The sequence below is a fragment of the Chryseotalea sp. WA131a genome, from assembly GCA_025370075.1.
GTDB lineage: Bacteria > Bacteroidota > Bacteroidia > Cytophagales > Cyclobacteriaceae > ELB16-189.
Genome location: CP073016.1, coordinates 550912 through 568548, shown reverse-complemented (window position 1 = coordinate 568548; position 17637 = coordinate 550912). Strand labels below are relative to the sequence as shown.

Annotated in this window: 17 protein-coding genes; 6 read left to right on the top strand and 11 right to left on the bottom strand. The window is 41.2% G+C overall.

Annotated features, from left to right (window positions below; genetic code table 11):
- Positions 1 to 227 precede the first annotated feature (227 nt).
- Complete coding sequence (locus KA713_02725; GenBank protein UXE67540.1) at positions 228 to 974, bottom strand: hypothetical protein; 747 nt, start codon at positions 972 to 974, stop codon at positions 228 to 230.
- 144 nt (positions 975 to 1118) lie between these two features.
- Here KA713_02725 and maf point away from each other — a divergent pair, with 144 nt between their 5' ends.
- Positions 1119 to 1790 (top strand): septum formation protein Maf, encoded by a 672-nt coding sequence (gene maf / locus KA713_02720; GenBank protein ID UXE67539.1) that lies wholly within the window; start codon positions 1119 to 1121, stop codon positions 1788 to 1790.
- Positions 1791 to 1872: 82 nt separating this feature from the next.
- Here the strand turns inward: maf and KA713_02715 are convergent, their stop codons facing one another.
- The 5 genes from KA713_02715 to KA713_02695 all read right to left on the bottom strand — a co-directional run bounded on the left by KA713_02715 (position 1873) and on the right by KA713_02695 (position 8569).
- Positions 1873 to 2529, bottom strand: coding sequence for a zeta toxin family protein (locus KA713_02715; GenBank protein ID UXE67538.1), 657 nt, complete (start codon positions 2527 to 2529; stop codon positions 1873 to 1875).
- Positions 2530 to 2532: 3 nt separating this feature from the next.
- Positions 2533 to 2823, bottom strand: coding sequence for a hypothetical protein (locus tag KA713_02710; protein UXE67537.1), 291 nt, complete (start codon positions 2821 to 2823; stop codon positions 2533 to 2535).
- A 26-nt stretch (positions 2824 to 2849) separates the two neighbouring features.
- Positions 2850 to 6833, bottom strand: coding sequence for a DUF4011 domain-containing protein (locus tag KA713_02705; GenBank protein ID UXE67536.1), 3984 nt, complete (start codon positions 6831 to 6833; stop codon positions 2850 to 2852).
- 2 nt (positions 6834 to 6835) lie between these two features.
- Positions 6836 to 7726: a helix-hairpin-helix domain-containing protein gene (locus KA713_02700; GenBank protein UXE67535.1), complete on the bottom strand. Its 891-nt coding sequence runs from the start codon at positions 7724 to 7726 to the stop codon at positions 6836 to 6838.
- 87 nt (positions 7727 to 7813) lie between these two features.
- Positions 7814 to 8569, bottom strand: a complete 756-nt coding sequence (locus KA713_02695; GenBank protein ID UXE67534.1) for a biotin--[acetyl-CoA-carboxylase] ligase — start codon at positions 8567 to 8569, stop codon at positions 7814 to 7816.
- A gap of 57 nt (positions 8570 to 8626) precedes the next feature.
- On the opposite strand from KA713_02695, the gene rsfS reads away from it, so the two are divergent.
- The 3 genes from rsfS (at position 8627) to KA713_02680 (ending at position 11757) form a co-directional block, all read left to right on the top strand.
- Positions 8627 to 8998, top strand: a complete 372-nt coding sequence (gene rsfS, locus KA713_02690) for a ribosome silencing factor (GenBank protein UXE67533.1) — start codon at positions 8627 to 8629, stop codon at positions 8996 to 8998.
- Positions 8999 to 9061: 63 nt separating this feature from the next.
- Entirely contained in the window at positions 9062 to 11077 is a 2016-nt protein-coding gene (gene ftsH, locus KA713_02685) for an ATP-dependent zinc metalloprotease FtsH (GenBank protein UXE67532.1), read from the top strand.
- Between the two features lie 92 nt (positions 11078 to 11169).
- The gene (locus tag KA713_02680) at positions 11170 to 11757 is read left to right on the top strand and encodes a Uma2 family endonuclease (protein ID UXE67531.1); all 588 of its coding nucleotides are present in this window, start codon (positions 11170 to 11172) and stop codon (positions 11755 to 11757) included.
- Here KA713_02680 and KA713_02675 read toward each other — a convergent pair.
- Positions 11754 to 14327, bottom strand: coding sequence for an ABC transporter permease (locus tag KA713_02675; GenBank protein UXE67530.1), 2574 nt, complete (start codon positions 14325 to 14327; stop codon positions 11754 to 11756). The two genes, KA713_02680 and KA713_02675, sit on opposite strands and share 4 nt — an antisense overlap.
- A 107-nt stretch (positions 14328 to 14434) precedes the next feature.
- Complete coding sequence (locus KA713_02670; protein ID UXE67529.1) at positions 14435 to 15109, bottom strand: ABC transporter ATP-binding protein; 675 nt, start codon at positions 15107 to 15109, stop codon at positions 14435 to 14437.
- Positions 15110 to 15244: 135 nt separating this feature from the next.
- On the opposite strand from KA713_02670, the gene KA713_02665 reads away from it, so the two are divergent.
- On the top strand, positions 15245 to 15853 hold the full coding sequence (locus KA713_02665; protein UXE67528.1) for an arylesterase: 609 nt from the start codon (positions 15245 to 15247) through the stop codon (positions 15851 to 15853).
- A 17-nt stretch (positions 15854 to 15870) separates the two neighbouring features.
- Here the strand turns inward: KA713_02665 and KA713_02660 are convergent, their stop codons facing one another.
- The 3 genes from KA713_02660 to KA713_02650 are packed head-to-tail and all read right to left on the bottom strand — an operon-like array spanning position 15871 to position 17092.
- Positions 15871 to 16173, bottom strand: a complete 303-nt coding sequence (locus KA713_02660) for a type II toxin-antitoxin system RelE/ParE family toxin (GenBank protein UXE67527.1) — start codon at positions 16171 to 16173, stop codon at positions 15871 to 15873.
- Positions 16157 to 16396: a hypothetical protein gene (locus tag KA713_02655; protein ID UXE67526.1), complete on the bottom strand. Its 240-nt coding sequence runs from the start codon at positions 16394 to 16396 to the stop codon at positions 16157 to 16159. Before KA713_02655 ends, KA713_02660 begins: the two co-directional genes overlap by 17 nt.
- Positions 16397 to 16438: 42 nt before the next feature.
- A complete protein-coding gene (locus KA713_02650) occupies positions 16439 to 17092 on the bottom strand; it encodes an SGNH/GDSL hydrolase family protein (GenBank protein ID UXE67525.1) in 654 nt (217 codons plus the stop codon).
- Between the two features lie 87 nt (positions 17093 to 17179).
- Between KA713_02650 and KA713_02645 the strand changes: the two genes are divergently transcribed.
- On the top strand, positions 17180 to 17614 hold the full coding sequence (locus KA713_02645; GenBank protein ID UXE67524.1) for a DUF4281 domain-containing protein: 435 nt from the start codon (positions 17180 to 17182) through the stop codon (positions 17612 to 17614).
- Positions 17615 to 17637 lie beyond the last annotated feature (23 nt).

Sequence of the window (17637 nt, the reverse complement as noted above, 5' to 3'; positions counted from 1 at the left end):
GATGGAGGGGTGAGATTTTGATTTCCCTACAGTTCCAAAATTAAACTTTCCTTTTCATAAAATTTAAAGCGACTGATTTTTTATTAAAAGAAAGTTCCACCCAATCTAAAGACACAAATCCAGATTTGTCATTAGAAAGCAGAGTTTAATGTGTCCCCGACACCGAACGCATTAAAAATACGAAAACGTTGGATTATGCGTCAACCCCGCTTGACGCAAATACATTGTTAGCGCTCGTTTTTCTCTTCCACAATAACTATCTTCTCGCGTGGTATTGCTATATATAGCCCACTAAAGTTGTCCTTATATTCGTCCGTGTTAGCTGTCTCAGAGACAAACATTATTCTACGTATATCGTAGAGTCGCAAGTAGTCAAATAGCCCGATTGTGTATTCGCAAGGGATATTTTCGTCCACAAAGAAACGGCAAGCAAATTCAGGTGGTATTTCAGAGTCCGCTTGTTCAACAAACTTACTTATTGCTCTTTCAATCTCGCTTACTTCTGTCTCAATGTCTTGGATGAATATGGTAATTTTTTTGTCGCGAAAACCAATCTTAATGTCAAGATTCTCGTATCTCTTTGGCATTTCTTGAGTGCTTTCAACCTTCGGTAGGACTAAAGAGATTTCGTTTTTCTTTAAGAAATAGTCAACATAATTTCCTGCGTTTGTCTTGAAATAAGTCATTGCTAACTCTCCGTTTCGATACCATATATTTAACGAGTCGTTTTTTAGTTCGTACTTAAAGCTTTTCTCTCTCTTGCCTTTATTCCATTCAGGATTTAGTCCGGTCCAGGTTAAAGAGTCTCTCGTAATTCTGTAACCAAGTCGGCCACTAATAAGATTTGAACTATTAATAACAGAGTCTCCATAGAACTTAAGGATTCCACGGTTCTCCTTTTCAATCCATAGTCCGTCAACCGATGTGGAGCATGACGTCAGGATAATTGTCAAACTTGATAGTAGATACTTCACTGTCCAAAAAATGAGCGCCAACTCCCAAATATACGCAACTACCCAAAACAAAACTTACGCAAATCAGATCAAAATAGTTGGCTTAACACAACTGTGGGTTCACAATGGTTCTCTATTTTTGAAGTCTATTTATCAAATGACCTAATGAAATTCAACAAACCTCTTATCCTCGCCTCCAGCTCGCCACGCAGACAATTCCTGATGAAAGAAGTGGGATTTTATTTTATAGTTGACTCACCCAACATCGATGAATCATTTCCATCTACCATGCACGTGAGCGAAATACCTACATACTTAGCAGAGAAAAAAGCAAAAGCCTTGGAAAGCAAGTTAACCAATCAGGTGGTGCTGGCTGCAGATACGGTAGTGATTCTTGGCAATCGAGTGATGAACAAACCAGCCGATCGAAAGGAAGCAATAGAAATGCTGCAATCCTTGAGCGGCAAAACTCATTTGGTAATTACGGGTGTCTGCCTATTGTCGAAAGAGAAAATGGATTTGTTTGACGACCGCACGGAAGTGACGTTCAAACAATTAAGTCTAGCAGAAATTGAATACTACATCGACACCTGCAAACCATTTGATAAAGCGGGGGCTTACGGTGCGCAAGACTGCCTGCCTGCCGGAGTGAACCCTTGCTCAACGGAAGAAATTGCTTTTCTAAAATCCATTGATAAAATGTCATTAATCGAAAAAAGTATCAACCTCACACAGGCAGGGCCAGGTATGGTGGGTATTGAAAAAATTAATGGGTCGTACTTTACAGTAATGGGTTTGCCGATGCATAAAGTGTATGATCGCCTGTTGCGATTTTAGAAATTTTACTTGTCAAACAAGTAATTCATTACCCAGTTAGGTACTCTCTCCGTATCTATTAAATTAACTTTCTCTCCATCGGTTATTTCGCAATTAACTCTGTAATTCCAGTACTATCGAAAACATAAGCCTGATGTGATAATTGCACTGCTGCCTTCAAATTATTCAAGCTGCGAAAATACCTTCTCTCAATGATTTCTTCGCTAACTGCATGCCCCTTTTGCAGAACTCTAACGTTCACTCTGCTCCTGTTAATCAGTGGATCTTCAGTTGAAAAATAATAAAGGTAAATCCGATAACCTTTTTTCTTTGCCAGATTCAAAAAGTCCACCTTTGATAAATCGCTCATAACTGTTTCGAAGGAAAAAGACAACCCCTCTGTGAGTAACTCTTGTCGAATGAACTCGGCTATATCTGCGGCTATGTAGGAATTCATAGAATCACCTGCATAAAAGACTTTATTTTCCTCTATTCGAAAAGATTCCCACAAGGACGAATTGTTTAGCTTAATAGGCGAAAAGCCTGAACTCTTAAAATGAGCTTGAATTTTATCTGTAGAAAGCTTGAGATTAAAAGTGGCTAAATTCAATTGACGAGTTTCTACCAGTTCCTTCTCAATGTCATCGGCATTTACATACACACCTAACCTAAGTTGGGGGCTTACAGGAAAATTTCTAATAAAAGTAGATTTTCCCGAGCCATTTGGTCCAGCAAATATGCGAAGACGTTTTTGACTCATTTTCTATTTAAGAGAAAATTCCTTTTTGAGGTGTGTTGGATTAGATGGAATCCTCTTTAAGAATTTTTTTGTGCCATCAAGTTGCAATTCATAGAGTGCACCATTTTCCTTTACTATTATTGGCACCTTTAAATTTTTCGCTTTTTCAGAAGCATGATAAGATGCAACTATAGCGGCTCCAGCAATCGCGCCTAGGGTAGCAGTCTTCTTGTTGTTTTTAATCAAAGCACCTAAAGAGGCCCCAATTAAGCCACTCGAGATCACTATCTCAAAAATATCATTATCCGATTTCATGCACGAATTTAATCATTTTACTCATATCAGCCATTTAAAAATCTCTCTACCTCCAACATAAACCGTTCTCTATCTTGCCAGAAATTTCTGCTGTACAGTCTCTTGTAGGGCCAATTGTTTTTTTCCAGCAATTGCAAGGATTGAGCGTGCAGCGCTTTTGCCGATAATCCTTTATAATAATGATCGTCATCGGTTAAAATGGCCGAAACATATTCGCTATTCTTCATAACAGTCAAATCATGAGAGGGAATGGACTGATCCAATAAATGAATCGCCATATTTTGATAATCGCGCTTGATGGTTGACCAAAGCTTGTCTGAATTGGCCACCACATCCTTTCGTGGAGGAAGTATTCTTTCGCTCACTTCATTCACATACTCCAAGTATTTCTTCAACAACTTTGGTCCATCATTTTTTGTTTGGGAAACATCTAACTGATTTGGCCAAACGCTACAGACCACCATGACTTTTTTCTTCGCGCGACTGACTGCTACATTCAATCTGTTTTCACCGCCTTGTTGGTTCAAGCTACCGAACTGCACATTTACTTTTCCCTTTTTATCAGGTGCATAGCCAATCGAAAAGATAATAATGTCGCGTTCATCGCCCTGAACATTTTCAATGTTCTTCACAAAAAGATTTTCAGGCACTGTTTGGCGATGGCTGGTAAACAATTCATCCACCTCATCTAACACCAACGATTGCTGGGGTGCATTGAAGGTAATAACGCCAATGGATACAGAAGGATTTGATTGTGAAAGGTCAAGCACCAACTCCGCCACTTTCTTTGCTTCTACCAAATTTTCGTTTTTATCCCATACACCCTCTACCTTTACGAATTCCAAGGCTTTTTCATTTTTGTTGAGCGTTTGCAAATTCGGCACAAGCTGAAGTTTGCCTCCGTAAAAGTATCTGTTGGAAAAATCAATCAACGCAAGTGATTCGCTACGGTAGTGCCCTTGCAGGTGAACATTGCCCACGTATCGTTCGGCCAATTCCAACAACGAATCAATCTCTTGATCGGGTTCATCTCCCTCTTCATCCCACCGAGCCATATAAAAATCTCCTGGGCGCAATTGCCTGGAATCTCCTGCAATCACGGTTTGCTTACCGCGATACAGCGCAGGGATACCTCGCTCTGCAAAACATTGAGAGGCTTCATCGAAAATAACCAAATCGAAAAGCGAAGCCATTGGAAAGATTGCAGAAACCGATTCGGGCGAAGCCAACCAACAAGGCATTAACCTAAACACTTCATTGTGAAATTCACCAATCACCTTTCGCAACGGCCAAATCTTTTTCTTTTTTGTTACCTGGTGAAGTAAATCCCGGTAGGTGACACGGTTGTTCAGTCGATTGAACTCTAAATTTTCTGTTACTGCTTCGCGTGAACGCAAGGCCACAATCTGTTGAGCAATGGATTGCTTGTTATCAATTTTCTCTTGCAACTCCTGTTCCAACATTTCAATCTTTCCAGAAGAAACCATTCGAAGTTCAGGGTGTTTCAATTCGATGTGATCGATCCATGCAATTGACAATGAATTTAAAAACAATTTTTCATTGACCGATACCTCCCACGATTTACTTTCAGCATAGAGTTTAGAAAAGACATTACGTTCATCAGTAGATAGCGATTCGATAAGCTTATCAAACTCAATTAGCGAATCAAAGTCAGTAGAAAGGGATTGAAGAAGATCCGTTTTTACCGCAGGTAACTTAGTTAGCTGACTTATTTGTGCTGGCACTAAATAGTTAAGCCACTGCATCCGTTTCTCGGGCAGTTCTTGAATCAATTTAAACAACACTGCAAACCGTTTCAAAAATTCAGCATGATCAAGATGCGGAACCGAAATTAAATTCTTGATTCCTCGAATGGAACAGAAAAGAAATTTGGCCGCTAGCGCTTGGTTGACTTCCTTAAACCAATTGATGTAAGTGGATTTATCAATACTCTCTGGTACATGAAGCCACGCTTTCGCTTTCAACTTAGAGATATTGTGCTCTAGGTTAAGCCGATTGTCTAATTTTTTCTCCAATGATCGAAATCCAATCTTGGTGCTTTCTAAACCATTTCCAACCAAGGCACGCTTCACCAAAAATTTATCTTTGGAAAAAAGCTCCCAATAAATCAAACCAAAAATATTTTTACGGGCTTTTCGCGTTTGCTCTAAGGCAAGTTGAAGTTGACCAAGTTGCGAAGAGGGAATGCTTTTTTCAACCCCTTCACCTTCAAAACAATCCATCAGCACTCGTTCCATGTTGGCAAGCCAAAGCGAACTGGTCTCGTCTTCCGTTTCACTGATCATTTGCTGAAAATAGATATACGGAGTTGGCAAATCGAGCAGACCGACAATCGTACTCGCTTGCGGGTATTGCTCCATTAATGCCTCGCATTGCTCCCAATCTAATTCGGTATTGAAACTGTTTTGAAAATCCTTCTTTACCTGATCAAAATAAGCTGACACTTCCATCAGGCAAGATTGAAGAAGTGGAAAATCACTGGCGGATAGATTGCTGAAAGATTTTCTGTTCTGCCACGGGTAATCCTGATTTTTAAATCGGTGCGCGTACGAGCAGTAGTGGCTGAGCTTCCTCAAAAAATCGTGGACCGATTGAAATTTAAAGTATTGGTATTCTTGCTTTAGATTGATGGAAGGAGATTTTGGATTAGACTGAAGATATAGTTGTTTGATACTCGTCTCACACTCCGCTTCATCGAATAACAGTTGCCTAAACTGCTCCAGCTCTTCTGTTAATTGATCGATGCGATGGCTGCATTGAAAAAACGTGCGGTTAAGTTGAATGGCGTCAAGCGAAATATTCTTCGCGGTATACTCCTCCACTCGTTCAATTTGTTTGGCGATTTTGTCGAAGATCAATTTTCGATCGGTTTTAAAATCGTGTACCAACGAAATAAAATCAGCCAGGTGCTGCTCCTGCATGCGAGCGTAAACAACATCCAAAGCAGCTCTTTTTTGGCAAACCACCAGCACCTTTTTTCCGTTTGCCATTGCATCGCTGATCAAATTACATATCAGTTGTGATTTGCCACTGCCGGGCGGACCTTGCACAACTAACGAGTAACCTAGTTTCGAACCTTTCAAGGCGTTTTCTTGCCATGCATCCAACGGGAAAATACTGTACACCTTATCTTCCTTCACTTGAGTCAAGTAGTTTTGAGAGAATTTGGTAACGCGTTGAGATTGAAAAAAATCTTCGAGGTCATGAAGGGATTCATCCGCTAACAAGTGCTGATAGTCGGGGAGCAATTGCGAGCCAGCCTGCGAAAAAATACCCAACACTGCCTCCGGAAATAATTTCAACTGGCCATTTCCGTGAGATTCGTCAAATTCATCGCGGGTAAAATTTTTAAAAGGAATAAGTTCATCGCGATAGTTATCAGGATTGAAATGAATATCCAATTTTGCTTTTTGTAACAACTGATAAATGGCGGTGCGAAAAACAGTGCTATCGCGCTCCACCTCGTCAAATGTTTCTTCCAGTAATTCTTCGTCTGCTTCTACTTGGTTGTAATGCGAATAAGCTAGCAAAAATGATTTATTAAATGCAATATCGCCTTCGCGCGGAGCAATTATCCACTGTTCGTCTTCTATCGATAATTGAGCGGGGAAGAAAAGCAAAGGGCAGCGAACACACGTGCCATCCAAAAATTTACCGTGCACCATCGGCCAACCAATATGCAAATCAGTGGAGCCTCGTTCTTCAAAAATAAAGCGATCGATGCGTTGGAGTTTCTTTAGTTTTTTACTCGCCTCGTTTACCGGCTCCATCCGAGCATCAACCACCGCACAAACGATTTTACTTTTATTGCCAAGAAGTGATTCGATGATTTTAAAGGCTGGCTGCTTATTGAGTTGACTCAACGATTGAAGATCGATGTGCTGATCTGCCAAAAGCTTGGGCAAATAAATAGACCGGTTACTACCCGAAAGGTTGGTCAGCTTTCGTAAATAGTTTGTAAGTAGTTTCTTCGTTTTTTCTGAAGCCACAATCAGGGATCAAAGGAAAGGTACGGTTTCAATTTTTGGAGGGTCTCTGACTTCATCAATTGCACTTTACGAAGGTCGTCTAATTGAGCGAAGTTTCCATGCTGAAATCGATAGGCTTCAATGGCTCTGGCCAAAGCGCGGTTGATGTAAGGGTGATTGGCCAACTCATCGTGCTTGGCTACATTAATTTTTACTTTTTTGGGTTGAAACGTTGATTCCACAAAAAAATCTTTCGCCACATCTTCCACTACGGTGGAATCCAATCCATACACTTCTTTCAATTGACTCATGGAAACAAAACCGCCTAACTTCTCGCGGTATTTGATAATCCTCTGTGATAATTTATCGCCAATGCCATATACCCTTTTCAATTGAGCCGTATCGGCCACATTTAAATTAATCCTTACGTTTTCATTAGCTAGTTTCTTCGAAAGTTTGGCCGCAGGTGGCGTGCTGTCGGCCAATCGATCGGGCAATTGAATATATGGATACAATCTATTGTACAGTGAATTGTCCATTCCATACAACTTAAGCAAATCTTTTTTTAAGATGAATTTTGCCCCTTTGCTTCGATAGTTGACCAAGCGTTTGGCCAACCCTTCTGAAAAGCCCAGGGAAACCAATTCGGATTGAGGGGCCTTGTTCGGGTCAAATGATTTGAGATCAAAGGTTGGCTCAGCTTCTACTTTTACACTGTCTTTCAGTACAGAGACCAAACTATCCAATTTCTGTTTATCGCTACTAAAATCTTGTTTTTGATGAGTAAAGAAGTATCTATAAAGAGGTTCAGAAAAAATTAGCAAAGCCATCAGTGGCAACAGAATTAAAAAAGCATTGGTTTCCTTTTTAGAAAACGCAAAGAAATTTCTGATTAGAGCTTTTAATTTTTCCATAGCCATGGAAAGTTAAAAAGTTTTTACGGTAAATTAAATCGAAGCGATCCTAGTTTTGAACCGGAGCTATAACAAACAGTGTTTGGCTTATAAAAACTCAATTTCTTTCAAGCCAAAAGTTCTCTCTCCCCCTTCCATCACCAATTTCAATTGCCCGATTGGGTCAATGCCCACAATCATCCCTTCTACTGGTTTTCCGTTGATTCGGAAGAAATGCTTCTCTCCAATTCGGTAGAGTTGATTCAGATATTCGCGCTGCAATTCATCGCGCTTGCCCGCACGAAGCTGAAGGTACCGATACTCTAATTTTTCGAGTAAGCTATTCAACTCTTGTTGCAAATCGAACGGGTGACCAACCAATTGCTTTAGAGATGTTGCCTTAGGGTTGGCAAAACGCTCTTGGTTGATGTTCACACCTATTCCCACTACACTTTGTTGAATGGAATTTCCAGCCAAAGAATTTTCGATCAAAATACCCGTCACCTTCTTGTCGTTTATCACAATGTCGTTAGGCCATTTAATTTTTGTTCCAAGGTGTATCCTTGATTGCCAATAATCGCCCAAGCCGGTCGATATCGCCTGTGTTAAAAAAAACTGCTCGGCCACAGTTAAAAATGAGGGGCGCAGCAAAATGGAGAAAGTTAAGTTCAAGCCGGGCTCAGCCTCCCAGCTATTTCCACGCTGCCCCCTACCCTTCAATTGATGATTGGTTATCACCAAAGTACCTTCCATCATGTTTGCCTTCTCAACCATCTCTACCAATAATGTGTTGGTAGAGTGACATTCTGGCACATAAACTACATTTTTACCAAAGAAGAGGGTATTGGCAAGGATTTTATACAAGGTATTTTAATTAGATTTGTCGTTTAAGAAATTTCGAAATATCACTAAAATAGTGGAATGTCCAAGAAAAAGAAGATTGCCGATTCGGAAAAATTAAGCAAGGCTGTGGTGTCCGGAATGCAGGAGAAAAAAGCCCAAGACATAGTAGTGATGGACATGCGGGATACAAAAAATGCCATTGCCGACTTTTTTGTGATTTGCTCCGGTAGCTCAGATAAACAAGTAGAAGCCATTGCTCGCTCCGTAGATGAAGAGGTAGAGAAAAAACTTAAAGAAAATCCCTGGCACATGGAGGGGAAAAACAATAAAGAATGGGTAATTCTCGACTATATCACCGTGGTGGTACATATCTTCAAAAAAGACAAGCGCGAGTTTTATGCATTAGAGAAATTGTGGGGAGATGCCCATATCACGGAAATACCCGATTAGCAAACTTATTTTTATTTAGAACGTTACGTAAGACTTAGAATTATACTTTAGAATACACATTCCATGGCAGATAAAGAAAGAGAAAAGAAGATTACCCCTCCTAAGTTACCAAAGACCAATTACCAAACGTGGTTAATATTGGCACTTATCGTTGTGATTTTTGTCATCAGTCGCCTCGTAAACAGTGGTGAATTAGTAGAGATTCAGCAAAGTAGGTTTGAGGACATGGTTCAGTCGAAAGACATTAAGAAAATAGTGTTATTGCCTGAACAAAAGTTAGTTGAAATCACACTCAAACCAGAAGCATTACAAAACGCCAAATACAAACAAGAAGTTGAAAAAAACTCCAACGCTCTTGGCACGAACGTAAACGGGCCGCATTATAAATACATGGTGCCCAGTGTGGATAAATTTATTGAGAAATATGATCAACTTACTAAAGAAATTCCACGGAATGATAAAGTGGATCTTCGAACAGAGAACCGCATTGACTATACCAGTCAGCTTATTAGCTGGGGACTTTTGATCTTATTGATTTTTGGTTTTTGGATGATCATGCGCAGAATGACGGGCGGTGGTGGACCCGGTGGGCAAATATTTAATATCGGCAAATCCAAAGCTGCGTTGTTTGATGCTGAAAACAAGGTAAAGATTACGTTTGCCGATGTTGCTGGCTTGGAAGAAGCCAAAGAAGAAATAAAAGAAATTGTGGATTTTTTAAAGACTCCTCAGAAGTTTACCAAGTTGGGTGGCAAAATCCCGAAAGGTGCTTTGTTGGTAGGTCCTCCAGGTACGGGTAAAACATTATTGGCGAAAGCCGTGGCAGGCGAGGCAGCCGTGCCCTTCTTCTCTTTATCAGGATCAGATTTTGTAGAAATGTTTGTAGGAGTAGGAGCAGCGCGTGTTCGCGATTTGTTTAAGCAAGCAAAAGAAAAAGCTCCGTGTATTGTATTCATTGATGAGATTGATGCCATTGGCCGATCACGTGGAAGAGGTCAAATGCCCGGTGCCAATGATGAGCGCGAAAACACGTTGAACTCGTTACTTGTAGAAATGGATGGTTTTGCAACCGACAGTGGTGTTATCATATTGGCGGCCACCAACCGGCCTGACGTATTGGATTCAGCTTTGTTGCGACCGGGCCGTTTTGATCGGCAAATAAGCATTGACAAACCAGACATCTCCGGCCGCGAACAAATATTCAAAGTCCACTTGAAGCCCATCAAAATGTCGAAGTCAGTAGACATTAAGAAATTGGCTGCTCAAACACCTGGCTTTGCAGGTGCTGAAATTGCCAACGTGTGTAACGAGGCCGCTTTGATTGCTGCCCGCAGAGATAGGGCCGAAGTAGAGATGCAAGATTTTCAAGATGCCATCGACCGAGTTATTGGTGGATTGGAGAAGAAAACAAAAATCATTTCGCCTGAAGAGAAAAAAATCGTTGCCTACCACGAGGCAGGCCATGCGGTTGCGGGTTGGTTTTTAGAACATGCCGATCCGTTGGTGAAAGTTAGCATTGTGCCACGCGGTGTGGCCGCTTTGGGGTATGCGCAATACTTGCCAAAAGAACAGTTCCTTTACCAAACCGAACAACTTACCGATGAAATGTGCATGACCTTTGGTGGCCGTGCAGCCGAAGAAATTATTTTTGATAAGATTTCAACAGGCGCGTTGAGCGATTTGGAGCGAATCACCAAAATGGCCTACAGCATGGTAACCGTGTATGGTATGAACAAAGAGATTGGCAACATGTCTTTCTACGATTCGAAGCAATCGGATTATAATTTTAGCAAACCTTATTCGGATGCTACCGCTCAGCGAATTGATCAGGAGGTGAAAAAAATAATTGACAATGCCTATAACCGCACCAAAGATCTGCTCACGCACCATCGTGAGCATTTGGAAATCATTGCCAAAGAGCTCTTGGAAAAAGAAATTTTATTCCAAGCGGATCTTGAGCGCTTGATTGGTAAGCGACCTTTTGCAGGCCAAACTACCTATGAGAAATTTACAAATGGAACGCCTGAAAAAGTTGAAGAGCCAGCTAAGGCTGAGCCAACCATTGAGCCGACTAAGTAATTTCAATAACAATACAATAATACGCTCGCTAAAAAAACCATCCCGTTATAGGGATGGTTTTTTTGTTATTGATAAGTCTATAACTTTGATTGATGGAAGTTAAGGAACCCGATTTGTCAGGCAGCTATACTTATTCCGATTACTTATCTTGGCGATGGAGTGAGATGGTTGAACTTATTCAGGGCAAGATTTACAAAATGTCTGCCCCTACCAGTACTCACCAAACTGTCACTGGAGAACTATTCAGACAAATTGCTAATCACCTAAAGGGGAAAAAATGCAAGGTGTTTGTTGCCCCTTTTGATGTTCGCCTTCCTAAATCAACTTATAAAAAGCAAGATGATGAAATCACCACCGTGGTTCTGCCTGATATTTGCGTAATCTGCAACCCCACAAAAATTGATGAGAAGGGTTGCTTAGGTGCGCCCGATTGGATCATTGAAATACTATCTAAGAATACCTCCCAGAAAGACCTCCGCGAAAAATTTGAAGTGTATCAAGAAGCTGGTGTATATGAATATTGGATTGTCCACCCCAATGAGCAAACTGTTTTTATTTATTTATTGGAATCCGGAAAATACAAATCAACCGATCACCCCTATGTAAAAGACGACAAAGTAGCCAGTCTTACTTTACCCGAATTAGAAATTGATTTGGGCGAGGTTTTTGAAAATCCTTAATTCTCCTTCCTCAATACCTGCAAAGGCGGACTTGAAATCACCTCGCGTGAGTTGAACCACCCGATGAACATTGTAAGTAAAATCACTCCGGCACTGATGAGCAATAGTTCTACCCAGTTTACAGCAAAATCTATTTGATAGAAAAACTTGCAGAGCAACCAGCCTCCGCCCAATGAAAGAATCATCCCCGTAAGGGCTGAGAATAACCCAAGGTAGCCATACTCAATCAAAGTAATCTTTGTCAGTTGGTGAGTCCTCGCTCCGATGGTTCGTAACAAAACGTTTTCTTTCATGCGCACGAACTTACTATTGATGACTGCGCCCGCCAACACCACTAAACCTGTAACAATACTAAACAGCGCCAAAAAGCGAACCACTAATCCCACCTTTTTAAACAATTCATCAACGGTGCTGAGCACCAATCGCAAATCAATCAAGGAAACGTTGGAAAAATTAGTGACCAATGCCTGTTGAAATTTACTGGAAGTAGCGGTGCTGTCGATACGTGTTGTTGCCACAAATATTTGTGGCGCATTCTCCAATACCCCATTAGGGAATACAAACAAAAAATTAGGCGGGTCTTTTGGCCATTCCACTTTGCGAATGCCAGCTACGCGCACCCACATCTCAACTCCCTGGATATTGAACGCCAGCGAATCTCCTATTTCCAAGCGTAGCGTTTCATGCATGCCTTCTGAAATCGTTACATAGATAGAGTCTTTCTTTCCTTTTTGAAATTTCTGTATTTCACCTTTTACCAGTTTTTCGGAACCACTCTTGCTCAGGCTGTCACGATAGGTAATTCGGTATTCACGGGTTAGCGCCCATTCAGGAATAGAGGTCGTATCTTTTTGAATTTCATCTACCGTTCGATTTTTAAGGGCACTCAATCGGCACGTGATAATGGGTACCAGTTGATTGATGGGAAGGTTTTGGTCTTTCATTAATTTTAAAACACCTTCCTTTTGCGAGGGCTGTATATCAAACAAGATAGTATTCGATTGATTTTTATTGCCCGTAAACTCCACTTGGTTGAGCAAACTATTTTGAATGATATTCAGGGTGGCAATAATAAACGCGCCCAACCCAATTGTTACCATCAGCACACGCGTTTGGTTGTTGGGCCTGAATAAATTGGATAATGCGTGTCTAAAGACAAACGAAGCATTGGAAGGAAAATATTTTCTTACGGTCCACAACAACGCAATTGCTACCAGCGTCAAACAACCCAACGCCAAGGCTAAGCCAACGGAGAACAATCCTCCAGAAACAAAACTTTTGGTTTGATAGGCAGCCGCCAAAATCGGAAATACCACAACAGCAATCGTAGCTGCCCATCGTGCTTTCGAGAATACTTTAGCGGGATTGAAGTCTGCACGCAAAACAGTAAGTGGTGGCACAAACCGCACTGCCATCAATGGCAAAAGCGAAAACAACATTGACACAATTCCACCCAAAGCAATCCCTTCCACAATCGCGCGAATGGAAATGGCGAATTGTAACTTTAAGGGAATGTATTCTTTGAAGGCTATCGGAATGACTTGATGAATTACCACGCCCAACACAGCGCCTATTAAACTGCCAATGACACCCAATACAAAAATCTGAATAAAGTAAATATTGAATGCCTGCCAGCCCGATGAACCGACACACCGCAATATCGCTACCTCATCTCGTTTTTCGCGCGCATAAATATGCACCGAACTTGCCACGCCAATGCATCCTAAAATCAAGGCGACAAAAGCTAAAAGCGAAAAAAATTGATATACCGATTTAAAGCCCTGACCCAATCCATCTCTGCGAGCTTGTACTGTTTCATAGCCAAAGCCAAGTTTCTTCGATAGTGGTTTTATCTTTTCGATAATCTGCTTGGTTTCTTCCTCAGATTTGGTTTTCAAATACAAACTATAATTCACGCGGCTTCCGTATTGTACCAAACCAGTTGAGTCCAGTTCTTTCAATGAAATGTAAACGGCCGGTGCAAGCGTAGCACTTAATCCGCCACCTCCCGGAATTTTCTTAACAATTCCTGCCACTTTAAACACCGTGTTCCCGATTTTTAAAGAATCTTCATTGCTTACGTTGAATTGTGTAGCGAGCGATTCATCCAACATCGCAAAACGACCCATCTTCATTTTGAAATACGCATCTGGCGGAAACACTTCTAGTTCACCATAAAAAGGAAACTCTCCTTGAAATGCTGTTAACTTGATCAACCGCGATTCTTTGGTGTGCATGAACATCACCATCGAAGCCATGTCGGCATCACCCGCGATTTTAACTTCTGTGGAATCAATGGCCTTGGTAAGTTCAACGGTAAATTTTTTGCTGGAGTTGATGACTAAATCTGCACCCAACAATTCTTTTGCGTTGCGGTCGAGTTCTTCTTGCAGGGAATAATTAAGTGATGAAATCGCTACCACCGCAGCAATGCCTGTGATGAGGGAGGCAATAAATAAAAACAATCGCGAAAAATTATGACGCCCATCGCGCCAGGCCATTCGCCACACCCAACGGTCTTGGAAAATGTTTTTTACGTCTCGCTTTATTTTGATGATGTACTCTAACAAGGTGTTTATTTTTTAAAAGAATTTAGAAGTCAGAATTTAGGAGTTAGGAGCTCACCGAATACCAATTACTATTTACCAATTACTATTTACCAACTACCTATCACCGCTCACCGATCCTCCACCACCAGCCCGCCCTTCATCTTAATTACTCGTTCAGTCTTTTGTGCTAACTCCAAATTATGCGTTACCAGAACCAGCGTTGTTTTTTCTTCTCGGTTCATCCCGAATAGCAATTCTGTAACTTGCTGAGCATTGGCCTCGTCTAAATTTCCCGTTGGCTCATCGGCAAACAAAATTCTTGGAGAGGTAATGAATGCACGCGCCAAGGCCACCCGTTGCTGCTCGCCACCCGAAAGTTGCGTGGGGTAATGATGGAATCGGTCGCCCAAGCCAACACGCGCCAATAATTCTTTCGCTTTCGCTGAAACATTTTTTTCTCCGCGCAGCTCCAGTGGCACCATCACATTTTCGAGAGCTGTAAGTGTCGAAAGCAACTGAAAATTTTGAAAGACAAACCCTACGTACTGATTGCGTACATACGCACGGTCATCTTCACTCATGGCATTCAGCTTAAAGTTCATGAGCGAAACCGTGCCACTGCTGGGCACATCCAATCCCGCACACAAGCCCAACAAGGTTGTTTTGCCACTGCCCGAGGGACCAATGATAGAAAGACTTGTACCTTGTTCTGCTTTGAAGGATACACTGTCCAGTACAGTCAATTCCTTTTCGCCAGATTTATAGATTTTGGTAAGGTTGTCGCACTCTAGTACTATCTCCATGAAGTTACATTTTGCTAATTAGAACATCTTTAAAAATAATTCTTATTCGGACCATTTTACTTTAGCTAACAAATTTTTATCAAAATTTTTGAAATTGCATTCAAAAGTTTTGAGAGCAAACTCTACCTTGCACCTATGGTCGGTAAAAGTATTGTATTTATTGCATTGTTGATGGTGTTTCAAAAAAATCCATCACCAAAAACAATCCTATTTTTTGGCGATAGCCTCACAGCCGGTTACGGGCTTTCGGTTGAGGAAGCTTTCCCCGCCTTGATTGAAAAGGATTTGAACAAAGGCGCCACAAAAGTGAAGGCCATCAATGCCGGATTAAGTGGTGAAACCTCGGCCGGTGGCCTAGCCCGCATCGACTGGGTGCTAAAGCAACCGCTCGACATTTTTGTGCTGGAGCTAGGAGCAAACGATGGCTTGCGCGGGCTGCCCGTAGAACAAACCAGAAAAAATCTTCAAGGCATTATCGACAAAGTGAAAGCAAGATACCCAAACGCTAAAATCTTGATGGCGGGTATGATGGTACCGCCAAACATGGGTACCAAATACAGCAATGAGTTCAAGGTTATCTACCCCGAACTTGCTAAAAAGAACAAAGCCACATTGATGCCTTTTATTTTGGAAGGAGTAGCTGGCGATGAAAAACTAAACCAAGCGGATGGCATTCACCCTACTGCAAAGGGGCATGAAATTGTGGCGAGGAATTTGGGTGCTTTACTCGTAAATCTTCTTTAGGTCAAAGACTGTTTCTATTATAGCTTTAACTTATTTGGATTCTGACGAGGGTCAAAAAGGGTGATAATAGTTATTACTTTATCTGAAGTCTCATAGTAAATAACAGTATGTTTTGTAAGAACTGATTTTCTAATTTCTTTTCTTTTTCTCGTCTTCGGAAATATTTTTGGGTTGAACGAGATTATTTCAAGTCGTTTATCAAGACTTCTTGCAAAATTTTTTAGTTCTTTTTCTGTCCAATTTTCAAGCAGATAATCAACGATGTTCTTCAGGTCGGATAATGCGCGCTCAGACCAAAGCAGCTTATAGCCATTTTTCATAAAGCTTCTTCGCTTCTTTATGTGGTTTTACTCGGCCAGCTTTAATATCAGCAATACCTGCATCAATGGCTAACTTTTCTTCTTCCGTAATCTCATTCCACCAGTCTGCTTTTCTTGGATGGGTGCGCAGCATTCGCAGTCTCTCGATTGCCGTGTTGTCCTTAAGGTTGGTCACCCATTTTATTATCTCCAGTTTCTCTTTTTCAATATTCAATGCGGCCATATTTAACAAGTTTAAGGTTCAATTTAACTAATTCTAAATGAACTACCTCCACTCCAAATCCTTTACAATCAACTCCACCCATTCGGCATACATTTTACCCGAAGGATGCAAACCATCGCTGGCTACCAGATTGGGTTCGGTTAAACCATCGCGCGAAATTTCGGTAATGTTGAAATATTGCACTTTGTGTTGATAGGTAATGCGCGCATTGATTTCATTAAACAAGTCAATGGCCTTGGTAATCGCTTCTTGTTTAGGTTTACCAAAAGGGGTATAGCCATAATCAGGAATAGAAACCACTATCACATTTTCTTTTTTGCCCTTAGCAAGGTGAATGGCCGTCTTCAACAAATCCTCAAACTCTTTGGCATATTGGTCGGCAGGCTTGCCTTGGTATTGGTTGTTTACACCAATCAACAACGAAACCAAATCGTACTCTGGTTTGAGTTGAGCAATGTTCATAGCATTCTTCAAATTATCGGTGCGCCAACCTGTTGTTGCAATAATGGTAGGCCTGCCGATTTTGAAGCCCTTCCTATTTAGGGAATCAGTTAATTGATTGGGCCACCGTTCAGCCTCACTCACGCTTTCGCCTATGGTGTACGAATCGCCCAGCGCTAAGTATTTTCTTTCTTGTGCTTGCATGCTAGTGGAAAGTAAAGTGAAAACTAAAAGAAGAAAAGCCTTGATGTTCATAACTCCAGATTTAGTTTATCAAAATTCATTAAAATACATCAACCGCACCAATAAATCAGTAACTTTATTGACTAACCCAATCCGACTATGACTCCCGATTTACTCTTTAAAATCTGCAACAGCATTGCGCCCTTGGGCTGGCTCTTGATGATTATTGCCCCCAAATGGCGCTGGACAAAAACAATTGTTATTTCTGGTATCTTCCCATTGCTGCTCGGCCTCGTGTACGTAGTATTAATTGTTTTATTTTTTGGGAAGGACGAGGGTGATTTCAATTCATTGCAAGGCGTGATGAAGCTTTTCACAAGCCCTTGGGGCGTAACCGCGGGCTGGATACATTACCTAGCCTTTGATATGTTCATCGGAAGTTGGGAGCTGAGCAATGGCCAGAAACATGGCATTTCGCATTGGGCGATGATACCCTGTTTACTCCTTACTTTTTTCTTCGGCCCGATTGGGTTAATCATGTATTATCTGGTGCGTACCAGTAAAACCAAAAAACTCCTCCACGAAAATTTCTGAAGTTAGTAATGCTTTTTTACGCG